This window comes from Streptomyces sp. NPDC023527 (assembly GCF_055560115.1).
Genome location: NZ_JBVHJJ010000004.1, coordinates 427,112 through 448,380, shown reverse-complemented (window position 1 = coordinate 448,380; position 21,269 = coordinate 427,112). Strand labels below are relative to the sequence as shown.

At 72.1% G+C, this 21,269-nt stretch carries 15 protein-coding genes and 1 pseudogene; 10 read left to right on the top strand and 6 right to left on the bottom strand.

Annotated features, from left to right (window positions below; genetic code table 11):
- Positions 1-15 precede the first annotated feature (15 nt).
- From ACZ303_RS11135 to ACZ303_RS11125, 3 genes are all read left to right on the top strand, one after another.
- The gene (locus ACZ303_RS11135) at positions 16-1,242 is read left to right on the top strand and encodes a helix-turn-helix domain-containing protein (RefSeq protein WP_467337402.1); all 1,227 of its coding nucleotides are present in this window, start codon (positions 16-18) and stop codon (positions 1,240-1,242) included.
- 80 nt (positions 1,243-1,322) lie between these two features.
- Positions 1,323-1,643: a hypothetical protein gene (locus tag ACZ303_RS11130; RefSeq protein ID WP_467337400.1), complete on the top strand. Its 321-nt coding sequence runs from the start codon at positions 1,323-1,325 to the stop codon at positions 1,641-1,643.
- Positions 1,640-1,906, top strand: coding sequence for a DUF6255 family natural product biosynthesis protein (locus ACZ303_RS11125; RefSeq protein WP_467337398.1), 267 nt, complete (start codon positions 1,640-1,642; stop codon positions 1,904-1,906). Before ACZ303_RS11130 ends, ACZ303_RS11125 begins: the two co-directional genes overlap by 4 nt.
- A 70-nt stretch (positions 1,907-1,976) precedes the next feature.
- On the opposite strand, the gene ACZ303_RS11120 is transcribed toward ACZ303_RS11125, so the two are convergent.
- The 4 genes from ACZ303_RS11120 to ACZ303_RS11105 all read right to left on the bottom strand — a co-directional run bounded on the left by ACZ303_RS11120 (position 1,977) and on the right by ACZ303_RS11105 (position 8,712).
- A complete protein-coding gene (locus tag ACZ303_RS11120; RefSeq protein WP_467337396.1) occupies positions 1,977-5,783 on the bottom strand; it encodes a multifunctional oxoglutarate decarboxylase/oxoglutarate dehydrogenase thiamine pyrophosphate-binding subunit/dihydrolipoyllysine-residue succinyltransferase subunit in 3,807 nt (1,268 codons plus the stop codon).
- 240 nt (positions 5,784-6,023) lie between these two features.
- On the bottom strand, positions 6,024-7,169 hold the full coding sequence (locus ACZ303_RS11115; protein ID WP_467337394.1) for a HAMP domain-containing sensor histidine kinase: 1,146 nt from the start codon (positions 7,167-7,169) through the stop codon (positions 6,024-6,026).
- Complete coding sequence (locus ACZ303_RS11110; protein ID WP_467337392.1) at positions 7,166-7,903, bottom strand: response regulator transcription factor; 738 nt, start codon at positions 7,901-7,903, stop codon at positions 7,166-7,168. Before ACZ303_RS11110 ends, ACZ303_RS11115 begins: the two co-directional genes overlap by 4 nt.
- An 89-nt stretch (positions 7,904-7,992) precedes the next feature.
- Positions 7,993-8,712, bottom strand: coding sequence for a spermidine synthase (locus ACZ303_RS11105; protein ID WP_467337390.1), 720 nt, complete (start codon positions 8,710-8,712; stop codon positions 7,993-7,995).
- A 157-nt stretch (positions 8,713-8,869) separates the two neighbouring features.
- Between ACZ303_RS11105 and ACZ303_RS11100 the strand changes: the two genes are divergently transcribed.
- Entirely contained in the window at positions 8,870-9,964 is a 1,095-nt protein-coding gene (locus ACZ303_RS11100) for a rhomboid-like protein (RefSeq protein WP_467337388.1), read from the top strand.
- Here the strand turns inward: ACZ303_RS11100 and ACZ303_RS11095 are convergent.
- Together ACZ303_RS11095 and ACZ303_RS11090 are read right to left on the bottom strand one after the other, a co-directional pair.
- A pseudogene (locus tag ACZ303_RS11095) lies at positions 9,860-10,207 on the bottom strand (maleylpyruvate isomerase N-terminal domain-containing protein); the annotation flags it as partial. The gene ACZ303_RS11100 and the pseudogene ACZ303_RS11095 sit on opposite strands and share 105 nt — an antisense overlap.
- Positions 10,204-11,070 (bottom strand): NAD(P)-dependent oxidoreductase, encoded by an 867-nt coding sequence (locus tag ACZ303_RS11090; protein WP_467337386.1) that lies wholly within the window; start codon positions 11,068-11,070, stop codon positions 10,204-10,206. The gene ACZ303_RS11090 and the pseudogene ACZ303_RS11095, both read right to left, overlap by 4 nt.
- 123 nt (positions 11,071-11,193) lie before the next feature.
- On the opposite strand from ACZ303_RS11090, the gene ACZ303_RS11085 reads away from it, so the two are divergent.
- The 6 genes from ACZ303_RS11085 to ACZ303_RS11060 all read left to right on the top strand — a co-directional run bounded on the left by ACZ303_RS11085 (position 11,194) and on the right by ACZ303_RS11060 (position 21,239).
- The gene (locus ACZ303_RS11085; RefSeq protein WP_467337384.1) at positions 11,194-12,174 is read left to right on the top strand and encodes a GlxA family transcriptional regulator; all 981 of its coding nucleotides are present in this window, start codon (positions 11,194-11,196) and stop codon (positions 12,172-12,174) included.
- 115 nt (positions 12,175-12,289) lie between these two features.
- Entirely contained in the window at positions 12,290-14,698 is a 2,409-nt protein-coding gene (gene lon, locus ACZ303_RS11080) for an endopeptidase La (protein ID WP_467337382.1), read from the top strand.
- 186 nt (positions 14,699-14,884) lie between these two features.
- Entirely contained in the window at positions 14,885-17,101 is a 2,217-nt protein-coding gene (locus ACZ303_RS11075; protein WP_467337380.1) for a xanthine dehydrogenase family protein molybdopterin-binding subunit, read from the top strand.
- Positions 17,102-17,118: 17 nt separating this feature from the next.
- On the top strand, positions 17,119-17,577 hold the full coding sequence (locus ACZ303_RS11070) for a (2Fe-2S)-binding protein (protein WP_467337378.1): 459 nt from the start codon (positions 17,119-17,121) through the stop codon (positions 17,575-17,577).
- A 125-nt stretch (positions 17,578-17,702) separates the two neighbouring features.
- Entirely contained in the window at positions 17,703-18,260 is a 558-nt protein-coding gene (locus ACZ303_RS11065; protein WP_467337376.1) for a Uma2 family endonuclease, read from the top strand.
- A 219-nt stretch (positions 18,261-18,479) separates the two neighbouring features.
- A complete protein-coding gene (locus ACZ303_RS11060) occupies positions 18,480-21,239 on the top strand; it encodes a M4 family metallopeptidase (RefSeq protein ID WP_467337374.1) in 2,760 nt (919 codons plus the stop codon).
- Positions 21,240-21,269: the final 30 nt, after the last annotated feature.

Below are 21,269 nucleotides of genomic sequence, written 5' to 3'. Positions count from 1 at the left end.
GCTATGTCATCAGGGTTGGCAGACAACATCCGCAAGTTCCGCCGTGCGGCCGGCCTCAGCCAGGAGGGCCTGGCCCAGGAGTCGGGCCTCTCCGTCGGCGTCGTGCGCAAGCTGGAGCAGGGCGGCGACGCACGCGTCGAGACGTTGCACGCGCTGGCGCGGGTGTTGGGTGTGACAACGTCGGCGCTGTTCGCGACGGAGGCGCCGCAGCCGGTCGTGGGGGACGAGGCGAACCGCCGGTATTTGGTGGAGCTACGGAAGGCGTTGATGCCGCCGGTCGGGATCGGAACGGCTCCGCTGCCCACGGCCGGGGACGCCGCTGACCTGCCAGCGCTGCGGAGAGACATCACGGACACCCACGCGCTCTACCAGGCGGACCGGTACGGATCCGTGGCGAGGAGGCTTCCAGGGCTTCTCCGGTCCGCAGAAGCGAGCGTCGCCGCGCTGGAAGGTAAGGAGCAGCAGCGGGCGCTGACCGTACGGGCCTACGCGATGCTGCTGGCCGGCAAGTACCTCACCCAGGTACGCCAGTACGACATGGCCTATTACGCGCTCGCCGAGAGCATCCGGCTCGCAGACCGCACCGGCGAGAAGCTCATGGCGGCAAGCGGTGTGGTCGGCATGTGTTGGCTCCTCATGCGCCAGGACCGCTTCGACGAGTGCGAAGCACTAGCGGCTGCCACCGCCGAGGCGGTGGAACCCCGCCTCTCCGGTGCCGGAGCCGGACAACTGTCCGTCTGGGGTGAGCTGTGGCTCCGCGTGGCGTCGGCGAGTGTGCGCAACAACCGGCCGGACGTCACCCGCGAGGCGCGCAGGATGGCCGGTACCGCTGGGACCGCGCTGAACAAGGAACACGTCACTTTCGGCGAGAACTGGGGACAGTTCGGCCCCGTTACGGCTCAACTCAAGGTCGTCGAGGACTTGTCGCTGATGGGTGATGCACACGGTGTGCTGCGCTCCTCCGACGAGGGCCTGCTCAGCCGGAAGGCTGTGAACCACTACGGGAAGCCCAGCCCGGCCAACTGGGGCCGACACCGGCTCGACGTCGCCAAGGCCCATGTCACCCTCGGCTCCCACCAGGACGCACTGGCTGAGCTGCAACAGCTCCGGCGCAGCTCCGGACACTGGTTGAAGCACCAGCCGATGGCCCGATACGTCATGACCGATCTCCTCCGGACGCGGAAGCGCACCCTGACCCAGGACATGCGCGAGATGGCCGAGCACCTGGGCGTCAAGCAGTAACTGCCACGGTCCGTGCCTGGTTCGCGGTCCCGCACGCCCATACCTTCCTGGTGAGCCCGAGGACAGGAAGGCGTAACGCGATGACCTACCGGAACGGTGCCTACGTGATGGACACCCGCGACAACAGAATCGCCCAGGTGATCGGGGAGAGGGGCGACCGCGTGCGGGTCCGGGCGCCCGGCGGCGGGCCGGAGTGGGAGGTTCCCCCCACCGCGTTGCGCCTGGCCACCCGCGACGAGCGCAACGCCGCCGGGCTCCGCCCGTATCTGAGCGGGTGTGCCGAGTGCGCCGCGCTGGAGGACGCCTGGCGCGAGGCGCCGAACGGCGAAAGGTCCCGGGCCACCGCTGCCGCCCGTACGCACTGGATCGCCGCACACGCCACGACGAGGCTGAACGCATGACCCTCGGCCGCCTTATGCACAACTGCCCGCACACCGGCGGCTGGACCGTCTCCGGCGGCGAGCAGCGCTGCGACCACTGCGGAACCCGCCGCTTCACCGGCTACGGGGCCCTGCTGCCCCCCGGCCTCCCGCAGGTGCGCACCCTCTCCGTCGAGGCGCGCGCCAGGGCGGACCGCTCGGCGGCCGTGCTGATCTCGCGGACCGCCCACCCCATCCGCCGACGGAGGCCGACCCCGGTGGCACCGCGCGTCGCCGCCGTCTGAACGCGGAAAAGGGCCGGGCCCCCACCGCCGTAGCGGTGGGGGCCCGGCCCGTTTCACAGGACCCGCGGGATCAGATGTCGAAGACCTCGGAGACCAGGGCCTGCTGCTCCGCCTGGTGGCGCTTGGCCGAGCCGACCGCCGGGGAGGAGGAGTGCGGCCGGGAGACCCGGCGCAGCCGCTCCCGGGCCGGGATGTCGGCGCCGACAGCCAGGTCCAGGTGGTCGATCAGGTTGAGCGCGATGAACGGCCACGCACCCTGGTTCGCCGGCTCCTCCTGGGCCCAGACGAACTTCTCCGCGCCCGAGTACTTGGCGAACTCGGCCTGGAGCTCCGCACCCGGCAGCGGGTAGAGCCGCTCGATGCGGACGATCGCCGTGTCGTTCGCCCCGCGCTTGGCCCGCTCGGCGATGAGGTCGTAGTAGACCTTGCCGGAGCAGAAGACGACCTTGCGGACGTCCGCGGTGTCGACCGTCTCGTCCCCGATGACCGGGCGGAACGCGCCGCTGGTGAACTCCTCCGCCTTCGACGCCGCGGCCTTCAGACGCAGCATCGACTTCGGGGTGAAGACGATCAGCGGCTTGTGGTGCGGGTTGTGGACCTGCCAGCGCAGCAGGTGGAAGTAGTTCGACGGCAGGGTCGGCATGGCGACCGTCATGTTGTTCTGCGCGCAGAGCTGGAGGAAGCGCTCGATCCGGGCCGAGGAGTGGTCCGGGCCCTGGCCCTCGTAGCCGTGCGGCAGCAGCAGCGTGACGCCGGAGGTCTGGCCCCACTTCTGCTCGGAGGAGGAGATGAACTCGTCGGTGATGCTCTGGGCACCGTTGACGAAGTCACCGAACTGGGCCTCCCACAGCACCAGCGCGTCCGGGCGGGCCAGGGAGTAGCCGTACTCGAAGCCCATCGCCGCGTACTCGCTGAGCAGCGAGTCGTAGACGTTGTAGCGCGCCTGGTCCTCGGAGAGGTACATCAGCGGGGTGTAGTCGTCGCCGGTCTGCCGGTCGACGAGCACCGCGTGCCGCTGGCCGAAGGTGCCGCGGCGGGAGTCCTGGCCGGCGAGCCGGACCGGGGTGCCCTCCATCAGCAGCGAGCCGAAGGCGAGGGTCTCGCCCATGGCCCAGTCGATGGTGCCGTCCTCGACGCTGGCCGCGCGCCGCTGGAGCTGCGGCAGCAGGCGCGGGTGCACCGTGACGTGCTCCGGGAGGTTGACCTGCGACTCGGCGATCCGCTTGACGACCTCCTGGGAGATCGCGGTGTTCACCGGCACCGGGAACTCGGCCTGCGCGGCCGGGACCTCGGGCGCGGCCGGGGCGGCGGTGGCCTCCCGGACCTCGGTGAAGACCTTCTCCAGCTGGCCCTGGTAGTCCTGCAGGGCCTGCTCGGCCTCTTCCAGGGTGATGTCGCCGCGACCGATCAGCGACTCGGTGTACAGCTTGCGCACCGAGCGCTTCTTGTCGATCAGGTCGTACATCAGCGGCTGGGTGAACGAGGGGTTGTCGGCCTCGTTGTGACCCCGGCGGCGGTAGCAGATCAGGTCGATGACGACGTCCTTGTTGAACGCCTGACGGAACTCGAAGGCGAGCCGCGCGACGCGGACCACGGCCTCCGGGTCGTCACCGTTCACATGGAAGATCGGCGCCTCGATCATCCGGGCGACGTCGGTGCAGTACATCGACGAGCGCGAGGACTCCGGCGGCGCGGTGAAGCCGACCTGGTTGTTGATGACGATGTGCACGGTGCCGCCGGTGCGGTAGCCGCGCAGCTGCGACATGTTCAGCGTCTCCGCGACGACGCCCTGGCCCGCGAAGGCCGCGTCGCCGTGCAGCTGGACCGGCAGGACGGTGAAGTCCGTGCCCGCCTTGCCGATGATGTCCTGCTTGGCGCGCGCGATGCCCTCGACGACCGGGTCGACGGTCTCCAGGTGCGAGGGGTTGGCGGCCAGCGAGACGTTGATCTGCTCGCCGTCCAGGCCGGTGAAGGTGCCCTCGGCGCCCAGGTGGTACTTCACGTCGCCGGAGCCGTGCATCGACTTCGGGTCGAGGTTGCCCTCGAACTCGCGGAAGATCTGCGCGTACGACTTGCCGACGATGTTGGCCAGCACGTTGAGGCGGCCGCGGTGGGCCATGCCGATGACGACCTCGTCCAGGCGCGACTCGGCGGCCGCGTCCAGCACCGCGTCGAGCAGCGGGATGACGGACTCGCCGCCCTCCAGGGAGAAGCGCTTCTGGCCGACGTACTTCGTCTGCAGGAAGGTCTCGAACGCCTCGGCGGCGTTCAGCCGGCGCAGGATGCGCAGCTGCTCCTCGCGCTCCGGCTTGGAGTGCCCGCGCTCGACCCGGTCCTGGATCCACTTGCGCTGCTTGGGGTCCTGGATGTGCATGAACTCGATGCCGGTGGTGCGGCAGTACGAGTCGCGCAGCACGCCCAGGATGTCGCGCAGCTTCATCATCGACTTGCCGGCGAAGCCGCCGACGGCGAACTCGCGCTCCAGGTCCCACAGCGTGAGCCCGTGCTCGGTGATGTCCAGGTCGGGGTGCTTGCGCTGGCGGTACTCCAGCGGGTCGGTGTCGGCCATGACGTGGCCGCGGACCCGGTAGGAGTGGATCAGCTCGAAGACCCGGGCGGCCTTGGTGACGTCGTCGTCGTGGGAGACGTCGATGTCGCGCAGCCAGCGGATGGGCTCGTACGGGATCCGCAGCGCCTGGAAGATCTCGTCGTAGAAACCGTTCTCGCCGAGCAGCAGCTGGCTCATGATCCGCAGGAACTCGCCGGAGGCGGCGCCCTGGATCACCCGGTGGTCGTACGTCGAGGTCAGCGTCATGACCTTGGAGATGCCCAGCTTGTTCAGGGCGTCCTGCGAGGTGCCCTGGAACTCGGCGGGGTAGTCCATGGCGCCGACGCCGAGGATGAGGCCCTGGCCGGGCATCAGGCGCGGCACGGAGTGCACGGTGCCGATGCCGCCGGGGTTCGTCAGCGAGGCGGTGACCCCGGTGAAGTCCTCCATCGTCAGCTTGCCGACGCGGGCGCGGCGGACGATGTCCTCGTACGCCTGCCAGAACTCGAAGAAGTTGAGCGTCTCGGCCTTCTTGATGCCCGCGACCACGAGCTGGCGGTCGCCGTTGGGCTTGACCAGGTCGATCGCCAGACCGAGGTTGACGTGCTCGGGCTTGACGAGGGTCGGCTTGCCGTCCTTCTCCGTGAAGGAGTGGTTCATCGACGGCATCAGCTTCAGCGCCTGCACCATGGCGAAGCCGATGAGGTGCGTGAAGGAGACCTTGCCACCACGTGCGCGCTTGAGGTGGTTGTTGATGACGATGCGGTTGTCGAACAGCAGCTTCACCGGGACGGCGCGGACGGACGTGGCCGTCGGCAGCTCCAGCGAGGCGTTCATGTTCTTGGCGACGGCGGCCGAGGGGCCGCGCAGCGTCACGTACTCCGGGCCGGCGGAGGGCTCCGTCGGCTCGGCGGCCTTGGCGGCGGCGGGCTTCGCCGGGGCGGGAGCCTTGGCCGGCGCGGGTGCGGCGGCCGGAGCCGCCTGGCGCGCGGCGGGCGCGGCCGGCGGTGCGGCGGCCGGGGCCGCCTGCTGCGCCGCGGGCGCGCTCGCACCGGCGGCTGCGCCGCCGGTCACCGGCGCGGCAGGAGCCGCGGCCGGCTGAGCGGGCGCAGGAGCGGGCGCACCCGGTGGCGCGGCCGCCGTCTGGCCCGGCTTGTAGTCGGCGAAGAAGTCCCACCAGGCTCGGTCGACCGAGTTCGGGTCCTGGAGGTACTGCTGGTAGATCTCGTCGACGAGCCACTCATTGGAGCCGAAGACGTCCGCAGGGCTCTTGCCCTGCCCGTCTTGGCCGGTCGAGATGCTCGAGGTGTTGGGGGACTGTGGCGACACGGCGGCAACCGCCCTCTTCCGCTTCACAAGGTGATGGACAGCGGAAATAAAGGCTACGCCTGTCTGTGGGGTTGATGCAGGCCACCCGGGCCAGTCGTCGCGCAAGTCACATTCGCGGAGGGGTTTCGGGGCATGACTTGGCGGGAAACACCCCAGGTTTCGCTGTTCCCGAGCCCATCAGGGTTCGCTTGAGCGTGCCCCGCACTCCCTCGAATGCGTGCTTCCGCCACCGACCCTACGTCAAACGTGATCACGAGGTCCGCCCGGAAGAGTGACCTGTATGCGACAGCCACGGGGGGATTCGGCCACTCCGATGGATCCGCCGTGCAGATCGACGGCCCAGCGGGCGATCGCCAGCCCCAGGCCCGTACCGCCGTCGCTGCCCGGACCCTCCTGGCCCGAGCCGCCCCGGTTGAAGCGCTCGAAGACCCGGTGCCGCTCCGCCTCCGGGATGCCGGGACCCTCGTCCAGCACCTCCAGGGCCAGCGACTGGGCGCCCTCGCCCCGCCGCGCCCGTACGGTGACCCGGCCGTGCGGCGGACTGTGCTTGACGGCGTTGTCCACCAGATTGGCCACCACCTGGTGCAGGCGCTCCGCGTCCGCGTGCGCGGTCAGCTCCGGCGGCGATACGTCCAGGTGCAGATGGACGTCCTTGCGGCGGTGCGGAGAGGAGCCGGAGCCGTTGGCCATGCTGGCCTCCTTCAGCACGCCCGCCAGATACGGCCACACCTCGAAGCGGCGCGCGTGCAGCGGCACGACGCCGTTGTCCAGCCGGGACAGGTCCAGCAGCTGCTCCACCAGGCGGCCCAGCCGCTCGGTCTGGCGCAGCGCGGTGCGCATGGTCTCCGGATCGGCGGCCGAGACCCCGTCCACGACGTTCTCCAGCACCGCCCGCAGCCCCGCGATGGGGGTGCGCAGCTCGTGCGAGACGTTGGCGACCAGCTCCTTGCGGTGGGTGTCCACCGCCTCCAGGTCGGCCGCCATCCGGTTGAAGGCGTTGGCCAGGTCACCGAACTCGTCGCGCCGCCCGGCCCCGACCCGGCGGGTGTAGTCGCCCTGCGCCATCGCCCGGGTGACGTCGGTCATCTCGTCCAGCGGGGCGGTCAGGCCGTGGGCCACGAACTGGGTTATCAGCAGCGAGGCGATGATCGAGAAGACCGTGATCACGCGCAGCTCGGTCGCGGAGTGGATCGCGACGAAGACCAGGAAGGTCGTTATGACCACCGAGCCGATGACCAGCGCGCCCAGCGCCGCCTTCACCGACCGGTAGGGGTCCAGGGGCCGCAGCGCCTCCCAGACCCGGCCGCCCAGCCCCGCCGGGGCCACGGGGCGCTCCTGGACGCCGTCCTCCCGGGCGGCCCCGCCGCCGGTACCGCCGCCGCTCATGCCGCCGGGGTCTCCAGCGCGTACCCGACACCGTGGACCGTACGGATCCGCTCCGCACCGATCTTCCGGCGCAGGGCCTTGATGTGACTGTCCACGGTCCGGGTGCCGGAGGCGTCCGCCCAGTCCCACACCTCGGCGAGCAGCTGCTCGCGGGAGAGGACGGCGCGCGGGGTGTTCGCCAGACAGACCAGCAGGTCGAACTCGGTCGGCGTCAGGTGTACGTCGTCGCCGCGCACCCGCACCCGCCGCTGGGCGTGGTCGATCTCCAGCTCGCCCAGGCGCAGGATGCCGGTGCGCGGCGTGTGCGCGGCGAGCGCCGCCCGCTCCACGCGCCGCAGCAGTACGTGCACCCGGGCCGCCAGCTCCCGCATGGAGAAGGGTTTGGTCATGTAGTCGTCGGCGCCGACGCCCAGCCCGACCAGCATGTCGGTCTCGTCGTCGCGGGCCGTCAGCATCAGGACGGGCACCGGGCGCTGTGCCTGCACCCGGCGGCAGACCTCCAGGCCGTCGAAGCCCGGCAGCATCACATCCAGGACCAGCAGGTCCGGCTGCCAGGCGTCGGCGGCGTCGACGGCCGAGGGGCCGTCGCCGGCGGTCCGTACCTGGAACCCCTCGGCGCGCAGCCGGGCCGCGATGGCGTCGACGATGGTCCGGTCGTCCTCGACGACGAGGACCCGTCGCTGGGCCCCGGCGGAGCTTGCGGCACCGCTCGGGCCGATGTGTGTCTGCTCCATGCGCCCCGCCCCTAGCGTCTTCCCGTAGCGTGATTCTCTACAGTCCTGCAGGTGTGGCAAGCAGAGTACGGGCAGGTGGCAGGGGACGGCTACGCGGCACGGAGCGCGAGGTGCACGACGTCCGGGACGCCCCGGGCAACGGTGATCTCTTCGGTTCTTACCCCTTCGAACCCGGCATTCCGGAGGGCTTCCTCGAAGTCCTCGGACGGTTGCGCGGACCACACGGCCAGCACGCCGCCCGGCGTCAGCCGCGCCCGGCACGCCGCGAGGCCGGCCGGGGAGTAGAGGCCGTCGTTGTCCTCGGTGACGGTCCAGCCGGGCCCGTTGTCGATGTCCAGGCACAGCGCGTCGTGGGCCGCGGGGGCCGTGTGCACGTAGGTGACCAGGTCGGCGTGGACGACCTCCGTGCGCGGGTCGGCGAGCGCCGCACCGGAGAACGCGCCCAGCGGCCCCGCGCGGTGCCAGTCGATGACCGCCGCCTCCCGCTCGACGACGGTGATCCGGCCCCAGCGCGGTTCGGCCGCCGCCCGGGCGAGGGAGAAGCCGACGCCGAGCCCGCCGATCAGGACGGACGGTCCCCGGCGCCCGGCGGGCAGGGCGGCGAGCGCCGCGTCGATCAGCAGCCGCTCGGACCGGCCGTCGGAGGTGTCCATCAGGAAGCAGCCGTTGGCGATGATCTCGTAGATGTCACCCCGACGGCGCAGCGCGACCTCGCCGTACGGGCCGTCGCGGCGGTCCAGGGTGAGGGGCGGGGCGGGGTGGCCCGGCGCGGGGGCGGGTGCTGCGAACCGGACATCTCGGGTGGTCATGGCGGAGCCTCCGGGGATCGGTTTACTCGGCGGACGCAGCGGACGGGAACGGGGTTGAGGGTCGTGACGGGAGTCACGCCCGGAGGTTGAAATGCCGGGCCTCCGTGGACCTTAATGTTGCGAGTACGGGCGGGGGGTTCCGCCGCCCGGAGAGCCGATGGAGCCCGCCGGAAAGGGGCTTGGCCGAGTGAGTGTGGTTGACCCCGCCGACGCGCGGTCCACCGATGACCGGGCACCCGGCGAAGACCCGCGCCGCCGCGGCCGCGGCCGGCTCGCCCGGCCTTGGCGACTGCTCCCCACCCCCACCGGCACGCCCTTCGCCTTCGTCTACGGGCTGGTCCTCCTGGCCACCGCCCTCTACACCCACCTCGGCGAGCGGGAGACCGTCGACCAGCTCCTGCGCGACTCCAGCACCGATGCCGCCCACCTCGCCGAGCAGCCGCTCGTCGTCCTCGTCGCCAGCGCCCTGTGGGTCGCCGGCGGCCTGTACTCCCTGTACGGCGTGCTCTTCGCCGTCGTCGTCAGCGCCCTGGAGCGCCGGGTCGGCGGCGCCCGTACCGCGGGCGTCTTCCTCCTCGGCCACGTCCTGGCCACCCTCGCCACCGAGCTGCCGGTGGCCGGCGCCGTGGCCGCCGGCCGGCTGCCCGAGGCGTCGCTGCACCGCCTCGACTACGGCATCAGCTTCGGCGTCATGGCCTGCATAGGCGCGCTGACCGGCCTGCTGCCGCGCCGGGCGGGCGGGGTCGTCCTCGGCCTGGCCTGCCTGATGTGCGCCCAGGATCTGATCGAGTTCGCCGACCCGCTCGCCAGCTGGGGCCACCCGATCGCCCTGCTCACCGGCATCGCCTGCCGCTCCCTCCTGCGCGACGGACGGGGTGACGGGCGGGGCGCGGCCGGGAAGGCTTCAGCGGACGGCGCCGTCCCAGCTCCACTCCGTACGCCGTTCGTGCCCGGGCAGCGCGGCCCGGCCGGCGCACCACAGGAGAGTGGCGGCGGGGGCCTGTCCGGTGGGGGCGCCGGGGAAGAGGCGCTCGACGACGGGCGCGCACAGCTCGTCGGGCGGGCTCCAGCCGAGCCCGAGACCGCGCGCGATGTCGTGGGTGTGCACGACGGTCTCGACCACACCCATGGCGGCGAAGCCGGCCGCGTCGGAGTGCCCCCACGGGTGCCAGGCCCGGTCGGCGGGGTCCGCGCCGCGGACGGTGGCGGCGAGCAGCGCGGCAGCGATGCGGATGCCCTCCAGGCGCGCTGAGAGCGGCGCTTCGGGGTCCAGCGAGGCGAAGAGCGCGATGTACCGGTCGGTGGGCCGGGCGGTGAGCAGCCCGGCGTAGCCGACGAGGCCCAGGGCCAGGTGGTCGAGGGTCGCGTGACAGGCCCAGTCGAGGTCACCGGCGGGCCGCGACCAGTCGGGCTCCCCGCCCGCCGCGAGCGCGGCGGTGCCGAGCCCGGCGGCCTCGGTGACCAGCGCGGACCATTCCTTCGGGGTGGGGCTCACGCGCCGCCCCCGCTCCGTACGACCTCGATCAGGCGCGCGTAGCTGTCCCCGCCGTGGCCTGCCGCCACCGCCCGCTCGGTGAACCTCTTGAACAGCGCCGGCAGCTCCATGTCCAGGCCGCGCGCCTCACTGGCGTGGACGAGGTGGTCCATCGTCGCGAGGTGGATGTCGAGGGTGGCGTCGTCGCCGGGGTAGTGGCCCGCGTCGATCTGGGGCGCGTACGTGCTCATGAACCCCGAGACGGCCGTCAGCCAGCGGACGGCGACCGGGGTGAACGCCGCCGCGTCCACCCGGTCGGCGCCGGTCAGCGCCACGCCGTGCAGCCAGCCGCCGAGGGCCGCCCACATCAGGCCGAGCAGCGCCGTGTCGTACAGGGACGCGAGGCCCGGGTCGGTGCCGAGGTCCACCGGGTCCCCGAGGCTCGCCAGGGTGGCCCGGTGGGCGGCGAAGGCGGCCGGGGAGCCGGCGCAGAGCAGCATGAAGGCGGGGTCCCCGATGCCGGGCGGGGTCGTCATGATCCCGCCGTCCAGATAGTCCGCGCCGTGCCCGGCGGCCCAGGCGGCCGTCTCGCGGGCCTGCTCGGGCGACCCGGAGGTCAGGTTGACCAGCGTCCGGCCCGCCAGCGCGTCGGCCGCCGGGTCCAGGACGGCGTGGACGTCGTCGTACGTCGTCACACAGACCACGACCAGCTCGCTCGCCGCCACGGCCTCGCGGGCCGACCCCGCGCGGACGGCTCCGCGCCCGACGAGGGCGTCGGCCTTGGCGGCCGAGCGGTTCCAGACGGTGGTCGGGTGCCCGGCCGCCAGAAAGGCGCCGGCCAGGGCCGTGCCCATCCGGCCGAGGCCGAGAACGGTGACAGTCATGGGTGCTCCTCGTTGTCGCACAGGAAGTTGATCAAGTGAGGACCACGCTCGCACCGGTCGGCGGGGCCCGACAGTGGCAGGACTGCCGAGCCTCGAACGATTCGTGCCAATAGGCTGGCCGCCATGAGCGCTGGTTCCGTGGCCGTGGCAGTGATCGACGACGATGTCCCGTTCTGGGACCTGTACGAGCTGGGGGTCGTCTGCACGGTCTTCGGCATCCCGCACCTCGACCTGGCCGACCCCTGGTACGACCTGCGGTTGTGCGCGGCGGGCGGGCCCGGGGACCCGTCCCCGACCGGCTTCGGGCTGCGCACCCCGTACGGCCTGGAGGGCCTGGCCGGCGCGGACACGGTGATCGTCCCCTCGGTGCCGGAGGCGTGCGTCGACGGCGGCCGGGAGCTGCCGCCGGAGCTGCTCACCGCGCTGCGGGCCGCCGCCGACTCCGGCGCCCGCATGGTCTCCCTGTGCGCCGGGGCCTTCGCGCTGGCCGAGGCGGGGATCCTCGACGGCCGCCGGGCCACGTGCCACTGGATGCACACCGAGGAGCTCGCCCGCCGCCACCCGAAGGTCGACGTGGACGACTCGGTGCTCTACGTGGACGACGGCGATGTCCTCACCAGCGCCGGGGTCACCGCGGGGCTCGATCTGTGTCTGCACCTGGTCCGCCACGACCTGGGCGCGCACGTTGCCAACCAGCTCGCCCGCCGCCTGGTCGTCCCCGCGCACCGCCCCGGCGGCCAGGCGCAGTTCGTCGAGGTGCCGGTACCCCCGGCCGGCGACGACGGGCTCGCGCCCGTACTCCAGTGGGCCACCGAGAACCTCGACCGGCCGCTGACCGTCGAGGAGCTGGCCGCGCGCGCCGGGATGAGCCCGCGCACCTTCTTCCGGCGCCTGCACGCGGCCACCGGCACCACCCCGCTGAAGTGGCTCCTGAGCAGGCGGCTCGCGCACGCCCAGGCGCTGCTGGAGGCGACCGACCTGTCCATCGAGCGGATCGGCGAGCGCAGCGGCCTGGGTACCGCGACCAATCTGCGCCGCCACTTCGCGCAGCACTTCGGCGTGTCGCCCTCGGACTACCGGAAGGCGTTTCCGGGCGCGGCCTGACGCTCTCCTGTCCCTCCCGTCGGTGATCGCTCAGAGCGAACGCGGGCGGGGGAACATCCGGACGCGGACAAGCATTGAGTCGGTGTAGCTCAACTTGCCTGCCGAAGGGGAGATCATGGCTTTCACGTCCACACCGCTCACCCTGCCCGTACTGCCCCTCGACGACGAGGTGGTGCTGCCCGGCATGGTGGTCCCCCTGGACCTCTCCGATGCCGAGGTACGGGCCGCGGTCGAGGCCGCCCAGGCCGCCGCCACCGGGGACAACAAGCCGCAGGTGCTGCTTGTGCCCCGGGTCGAGGGCGCGTATGCGGGGACCGGCACGCTCGGTCGCGTCGAGCAGGTCGGACGGCTCTCCGACGGCGACCCCGGCGCCCTCATCCGCGGGCTCGCCCGGGTGCGGATCGGGGCCGGTACGACCGGACCCGGCGCCGCCCTGTGGGTCGAGGGCACCCGCATCGAGGACACCGCGCCCGACCCGCTCCCCGGTGCCGTCACCGAGCTGATGAAGGAGTACAAGGCGCTGGCCACCAGCTGGCTCCGCAAGCGCGGCGCCTGGCAGGTCGTGGACCGCGTCCAGCAGATCGACGACGTCTCCCAGCTCGCCGACAACTCCGGCTACTCGCCCTTCCTCACCGTCACCCAGCGCGTCGAGCTCCTGGAGACCGCCGACCCGGTGGCCCGCCTCAAGCTCGCCGTGAAGTGGCTGGGCGACCACCTCGCCGAGCAGGACGTCGCCGAGTCCATCGCCAAGGACGTCCAGGAAGGCGTGGACAAGCAGCAGCGCGAATTCCTCCTGCGCCGCCAGCTGGAGGCCGTCCGCAAGGAGCTCGCCGAGCTCAACGGCGACCCCGACAGCGAGACCGACGACTACCGCTCCCGCGTCGAGGCCGCGGACCTTCCCCGGAAGGTGCGGGAAGCCGCCCTCAAGGAGGTCGACAAGCTCGAACGCGCCTCCGACCAGAGCCCCGAGAGCGGCTGGATCCGCACCTGGCTCGACACGGTCCTGGAGATGCCGTGGAACGAGCGCACCGAGGACGCGTACGACATCCCCGGCGCCCGCACCGTGCTCGACGCCGACCACGCGGGCCTGGCGGACGTCAAGGAACGGATCACCGAATACCTGGCGGTGCGCAAGCGGCGCGCCGACCGGGGGCTGGGCGTGGTCGGCGGGCGGCGCGGGGGCGCGGTGCTCGCGCTCGTCGGCCCGCCCGGTGTCGGGAAGACGTCCCTGGGGGAGTCGGTGGCCCGTGCCATGGGCCGCGAGTTCGTCCGGGTCGCCCTCGGCGGCGTCCGGGACGAGGCCGAGATCCGCGGCCACCGCCGCACCTACGTGGGCGCGCTGCCCGGCCGGATCGTACGGGCGATCAAGGAGGCCGGTTCGATGAACCCGGTCGTCCTCCTCGACGAGATCGACAAGGTCGGCTCCGACTTCCGCGGCGACCCGGCGGCGGCCCTGCTGGAGGTCCTGGACCCGGCGCAGAACCACACCTTCCGGGACCACTACCTGGAGGTCGAGCTGGACCTGTCGGACGTGGTCTTCCTCGCGACGGCCAACGTCCTGGAGTCGATCCCCGAACCCCTCCTGGACCGCATGGAACTCGTCCGTCTCGACGGCTACACCGAGGACGAGAAGGTCGTCATCGCCCGCGACCACCTGCTGCCCCGGCAGCTGGAGCGCGCGGGCCTGGAGAGCGGCGAGGTGGTCGTCGAGGAGGCGTCCCTGCGCAAGCTCGCGGGCGAGTACACCCGGGAAGCGGGCGTACGGACCCTGGAGCGCGCCCTGGCCCGGCTGCTGCGCAAGGTGGCCGCCCAGCACGAACTCGGCGAGCGCGAACTGCCGGTGACCCTCGGCGCCGACGACCTGCGGGCGCTGATCGGCCGCCCGCACCACACCCCCGAGTCCGCGCAGGACCCGGCCGAGCGCCGCACGTCGGTGCCGGGCGTGGCGACGGGCCTCGCGGTCACGGGCGCGGGCGGTGACGTGCTCTTCGTCGAGGCGTCGCTGGCCGACCCGGAGACGGGCGGCGCGGGCCTGACCCTGACCGGCCAGCTGGGCGACGTCATGAAGGAGTCGGCGCAGATCGCGCTGTCCTTCCTGCGCTCCCACGGAGCCGAACTGGAGCTGCCCGTCGGCGACTTCAAGGAGCGCGGCATCCACCTGCACGTCCCGGCCGGCGCGGTCCCCAAGGACGGCCCGAGCGCGGGCGTCACGATGACGACGGCCCTGGCCTCCCTGCTGTCCGGCCGTCAGGTCCGCCCGGACGTCGCCATGACGGGCGAGGTGTCCCTGACGGGCCGCGTGCTGCCCATCGGCGGCGTCAAGCAGAAGCTGCTGGCGGCCCACCGCGCCGGGATCACCACGGTCGTCATCCCCAAGCGGAACGAGCCGGACCTGGACGACGTGCCGGCGGAGGTCCTCTCGAAGCTGGACGTCCACCCGGTGTCGGACGTCCGCCAGGTGCTGGAGCTGGCGCTCCAGCCGGCGTCGGCCTCGACCTCGGCGGAGGTGCCGGTCGCGGCGTAGCGGCGGGGGCGCGGGGACGGAGCCGGCGGCCGGGGGCCGCCGGCTCCGGCGTTCGCGGGGAACGTGCCCGGACCTCTCTCACCAGGAGCGGGAGTGGCCGGACAGGCCCTTGTCCCGTGGCTACCCACTGGTAATGATCAGTGGGGTGTCCGGCGTCGGTGGCGGGCCGGCGAGGACGGAGCACTCATGGCGGACGCGGAGCGCAGCAGGCGCGACTTCCTCACCTGCCTGGTCGCGGCGCCGACCCTCGCCGTCGCCACCGGCCTCGGCCCGGCGGAAGCCGCCCCGGCCGTCGCCGCCGGGGCGCCCGTGCCCGGCCTTCCGGCCACCGCCGACCTCGTCGACCTCGGCGACGTACTGATCCTCGCCGGCGCGCCCACCGCCCACATGCTGGTCCTGACCGTCGGCGAGGACGGCTCGGTGACGTTCCGGCTGCCGAGGGAAGAGGTCGGCCAGGGCCTGACCACGGCCGTGGCGATGCTGGTCGCCGAGGAGCTGGACATACCCCTCGCGCAGGTGAGGATCCAACTGGAGGACGCGCGCCCGGAGTTGCTGTTCGGACAGTTCACCGGCAGCTCCAACTCCATCCGCTCGCTCTACGACCCGGTCCGGCACACCGCGGCCGCCGCCCGCGCGCGGCTGGTGCGCGCCGCCGCCAGGCGGTGGGGCGTGGCGGACGGCGGGCTGCGCACGCGGGAGGGTGCCGTCGTCGCGCCGGACGGGCGCAGTGCCTCGTACGCCTCCCTCGCCGCGGCGGCCGCCTCGCGGGACCTCGGCGCGGTCACCGCCCGGCCCAAGCCGGAGTCCGCGCACACCCTCGTCTCCACCCCCACTTCCCGTATCGACGCCCGGGCGATGGTCACCGGCGGGCAGCGGTACACCCTGGACCTGGACGTGCCCGGCGCCAAGCCGTGCATGGTCCGCCGGCCGCCAACCCTGGGCGGCACGGTGCGGGCGGTACGGAACGAGGCCGCCGTCCGGGCCATGCCCGGCGTCCTCGACGTCGTCGCGATACCCACCGGCGTGGCAGTCGTGGCCGAGACCTTCGGTCAGGCCCTGAACGCCAAGAACGCCCTCGACGTGACCTGGGGCGCCGGGACCGTCGACGGCCTCTCCGACGCCGACATCCGCGCGAAGCTGAAGGCGGCGGCCGCACCCCTGGTGGACCTGCCGCCTCTGACCCGGCACCTCGACGCGGAGTTCGACTTCGCGTTCGTGAGCCACGCGCCGCTGGAGACCAACTCGGCCGTCGCGGACGTACGTTCCGACAGGGCGACGGTCTGGTCCGGGCTGAAGGCGCCGATCGTCGCCCAGCAGACGATCGCCAAGGAGCTGGGGCTGCCCGTGGACAAGGTCACCGTCCACGTGGTGCAGGCGGGCGGCTCGTTCGGGCGGCGGCTGTTCTTCGACGCGGCGCTGGAGGCCGCCCGGGTGTCCAAGGCCGCCGGGCGGCCGGTGCGGTTGATGTGGTCGCGGATCGACGACACCCGGCACGGCCGGATGCGGCCCGCCACCCACCACCGGCTCCGGGCCGCCTACGCGCTGGGCCGCGTGATCGGCTTCGACCACCGGGTGGCCGCCGTCGAGACCGACTTCCGGCACGGCCTCGGCGAGATCCTCACCGCGACCGTCACCAAGCTGCCCGGCGGCATCGGCAACGGCACGTTCGCCCAGACGCTGTTCCACACCACCGTCAAATGCCCCTACCACTTCGGCGTCACCACCCAGCACCTGACCGAGGTGCCGCTGAAGATGCCCACCGCGTCCTGGCGGTCGGTGTACTCGGCGAACGCGCGCGGCGCGGAGGAGATCCTCGTCGACGAGCTGGCCGCGACGCTCGGGCAGGACCCGGTGGAGTTCCGCCGCGCGGTCCTGAAGAACCGGTCGCAGCGCGCGGTGCTCGACAAGGTCGCGAGCGAGGGCCGGTGGGGCCGGTCGATGCCCGCAGGGCACGCGCAAGGCGTCGGCTTCCACGAGGAGTACAAGTCCCGTACGGCCTGCCTCGTCGAGCTCGACGCGACCGATCCCAAGCGCCCGCGCGTCACCAAGGCGTTGATCGCGGCCGATGTCGGGCGGCCGGTCAACCCGAGGGGGCTGGAGGCGCAGCTGCTCGGCGGCCTGACGGACGCCATCTCCACGACCCTCAGCGCCGGACTGCACATCGACAACGGGCTGCCGCTGGAGGGCAGTTACTCGCAGTTCCACTACGCGCGCCAGAAGGACTCCCCGCCGGAGGTGCGGATCTTCGTCATGCCGGCCGCCGGGGAGCCGGGCGGCGCCGGGGAACTGGGGGTCCCGGCCGCGGTCGGGGCGATCGCCAACGCGTACGCCCGTGCCACCGGCACGCGCCCCCGGCGCTTTCCGGTCAACTTCGACGTCGACTTCACCCCCTTCCCGCGCTGAATCCCTGGAGCCCCTCCGTGCCCTCGCACACCTTCACCGTCAACGGCCGGTCCGTCACCGTCGACGCCCCCGACGACCTGCCCCTGCTGTGGGCGCTGCGCGACCTGCTGGGCATCCGGGGCCCGAAGTACGGCTGTGGGATCGACGTCTGCAAGGCGTGCACCAGCCACCTGGACGGCGAGGCCGTCAGGCCGTGCGTCGTGCCGGTCGCGGAGGCGGCGGGCCGTGAGGTCACGACCATCGAGGGCCTCGCCGACGGCGACCGGCTGCACCCCGTCCAGGAGGCGTGGCTGGAGCAGGACGTCGCCCAGTGCGGCTACTGCCAGCCCGGCCAGATCATGGCCGCCGTCGCCCTCCTGAAGCGCACGAAGAACCCGACGGACGCCGACATCGACGCGATCGCCAACGTGTGCCGGTGCGGTACGTACTTCCGCATCCGCGAGGCGATACGGAGCGCGGCGGCGAAGCTGGGGTGAACACGCGGGCGCGGTACGGGCGCGTGCCCGTTTGGCGTACGTATCGTTGCACTACCCGGCTGCACGCAAACGTGTGCGGCGGGGAGGAGCGCAGGATGACCATCTAACTGACCGACAGGATAGTGATGGCCGACAGCGACGAGCTCAGCCTGGACGGGATGTTCGACAGGCTGGAGCGGATGCCCGTCCCCGAGGGCTACAAGGTCGAGATCGTCGAGGGGGCTATCTACAAGTCGCCGCAACGGGACAACCACTGGGACATCATCGCTGACATCTACGACCAGCTGCGAACCAAGTACCCCAGGCGGCGCGTCAAATCCGACGTCCGCATCGACTTCCCCGGCCATCTGAACGGCTTCGCCTGCGATGTGGTCGCGCTGAAGGAGGGGGCGGTCAAGGACGCGAAGGGTCGCTGGCAGTACGGGGACATCGAGTTCATCGCCGAGGTGATCTCCAAGGAGACCGCGCGGAACGACTACGGCCCGAAGAGGGATGCCTATGCCCTGGCAGAGGTGCCCGTCTACCTCATCGTGGATCCGTACGTCGGCCGGTGCCAGCTCTTCACGGAGCCCAAGGACGGCACCTATCGCTGCGGTCCGGCGATCAAGTTCGGTGACCCCATCGACCTCACCGACACCGTCGTCGGCCTGACCCTCGCCACCGAGGACTTCCTCCGCGACTGAACGCGTGCCCCATTCGGCCGAAAGCCGTCCATGGGCCACGACGCCCCATTGATCCCCTCCCGCCCCGCCGCTTGCATGACCTCCGACCACAGATGTTCCGGCAGGTACGGAGGGGGAACCTTGCGTAAGCCCAGAGCACGTTCAGGAAGACCCGGCACCAAAAACGGAATAGCAGGGGCGGCGGCGCTGTTGGGCGCCGCCGCCCTTGTCGTGTCCGCGATGCCCGCGCACGCGGCGGACGGCCCCGCCAAGAGCGGCGCCGATGTGATCCCGGGGCGGGGCACTTCCACCCCCGCCCTCGTGGACGGCATCCGGGAGGCCGCGCAGCCCGGCGGCAGCGCGGCCGACGCCGCCCGCGGCCACCTCGCCGGTAAGCAGAGCCGCTACCGCATCGCCGACCCGGGGCGCGACCTGAGGCCCGTGCAGACGGTGAACGCCGGTACGGGCGAGACCGTACGGCTCCAGCAGAAGCACCGCGGCGTGGACGTCCTCGGCGGACAGTACGTCGTCCGCATGGAGAAGAAGGACGGCAAGCGGGTCGTCACCGGCACCTCCGGCAAGTACTTCACCGGCCTGAAGGCCGACACGAAGGACGAGATCGGCGCGGAGCTCGCCGTCCAGCGGGCCGTCACCGCCACCCTCCGCGACATCGGCGGCAGCCGGCTCGACAAGAGCGACATCCCGGCGAAGCAGGGCGTCGCGTCGAAGGCCGCGCAGGCGCTGACCGGCACCTCGCGCGGCCTGGTCGTGCTGCCCAAGGGCGCCGGTGTGCTCACCCACCACGTCACCGTCCGCGGCACCGACCCGGCCACCGGCCGGCCCGTGCTGCGCGAGGTCTACATCGACGCCAAGGCCGGCTTCCCGGTCCTGCAGTACAGCGGCATCAAGTCCTTCGGCAAGTCCGGGGCGGCCCCCGACGCCAAGAAGGCCGCCAGGAGCTCCTCCGAGGCCGCGGCGAAGGCCGCCAAGGGCAAGGCCGACGGTGACGTGAGCCCCGGCATCACCGGGTCGGGCGTCACGTACGACGGCACCACCGTGGAGCTGGGCCTGTACAAGGACACCGCCCGCAACGAGTACGTCATGACCGACTACGCCCGGATGTGGGACAGCAGCAAGAACCTCATCTCCACCTGGGACGCGCGCGGCAAGGACGTCAGCGAGGCGTCCGGCCGCTGGCCGGAGGGCATCAGGACGTTCGGCTCGGCGGGCCCGAACTTCGGCAAGGACGCCACCGACGCCGGCGCGGTCGACGCGCACTGGGCCGCGGGCAAGGTCTTCGACTACTACAAGAAGGTCCACGGCCGGAACAGCCTGGACGGCCGGGGCATGGCACTCAACTCCCTCGTCGGCGTGACCGAGTTCGGCGACGCGTACGTCAACGCCTTCTGGGACGGCACCAAGATGGTGTACGGCGGCGGCGACAGCGAGTACAAGACGCTCTCCGCCGACCTCGACGTCGTCGGCCACGAGATGACGCACGGTGTCGTCGAGCACTCCGCCAACCTCGTCTACGCCGGCCAGTCCGGCGCCCTGAACGAGGCGATCGCCGACTACTTCGGCAACGCCATCGACACGGACGCCGCCGGCATGGCCATGGACGACCCGAAGGCGGGCCTCCTCGGCGAGAACCTCTGCCGTACGAAGTCCCCGGCCGAGTGCGCCTTCCGCAACCTCAACGACGGCGCGACGACCTCCAAGAACTTCCTGGGCGTCGGCTTCGGCGCCGACAACGGCGGCGTGCACCTGAACTCCACGATCTTCTCCGGCGCCCTGTGGGACATCCGCGAGGACCTCGGCCGGACGCTCGCGGACAGGATCGCCTACAAGGCGCTGACCGAGTACATGACCCCGCTCGACGGCTTCACCGAGGGCCGTGACGCGGTCATCGCCGCCGCCAAGGCGCTGAAGGTGTCGGCGAAGGACCTGAACGTCGTCAAGCGGTCCTTCAACGCCCACGGCATCGTCACCAACTGGGAGCAGGCCCTCGGCGTCGACACCGACCTGCTCTCCGCCAGGCTCAACACCGCCAACACGGGCGTGGGCGCGGGCGGCGGCTGGTACGTGGCGTCGAAGTCCAACGACGACGGCTCCGAGCCGTACTCGGTCTGGGCCGGCCGCACGGACGGCAAGGGCGAGCGCAAGCTGATCAGCCCCAACGACGGGCGCTTCCACGTCTACCCGGCCACCGACGGCAAGACCGTGGTGTGGGCGGCGTTCGGCCCGGCGAGCGTGGACGTCCTGTCCCGGCCGCTCGCGGGCGGTCCGACGAAGAAGCTCTACACCAGCACCACCGGTGTGAGCGGCCTGCGGGTCGAGGGCGACGTCGTCGTCCTGGAGACGATGGACAAGCTCGGCAGCCGTCACGTGGGCTATCTGCGCACCGGCGACAAGGACCCGACCTGGGTGGACGGCGGCCGCTACGAACTGGGGACGGCCCTGCCGTCGCTCTCCGGCGGCCGGATCGCGTACGCCAAGCTCTACCCCCAGGGCGACCAGTACGTGATGGGCACCGAGGTGCTCGACCTCAAGACCGGCAAGACGACGCTGATGGGGCAGAAGAGCAGCCCCGAGGCCGTCGGCCAGACCGGCATCAACGGCACCCACGTCTTCTGGCTGGTCGACGAGGTCGGCAGCGACGCGGGCCAGATGGCGGTGCGCCGCGCCAACCTCGACGGCACGGGCGTGACCGACCTCAGCAAGGAGACCGGCGAGGGCGCGCTCTTCCCCTACGACCTCACGGCCTCCGAGAGCGCGGTGACGGTCACCGCCGCCCTGCCGGACACGAAGTACCGCAATGAGTCGATGCCCAAGCTGTGGCAGTTCGCGGCGGACGGCTCGGGCCGGGCCAGGGTCTCCTGCAACCGCGGCGAGCAGTCCTCGGCCGCGGCGGCCGGCGGCAAGCAGGTGGTGTGGATCGACGGCACGACCGGCTACACGGACCTGGTGACGCGCACCCGCCCGGCGGGCGCCTGCGGCTGACGGCAGCGGACGCGAGAAGGGCCCCCGGCG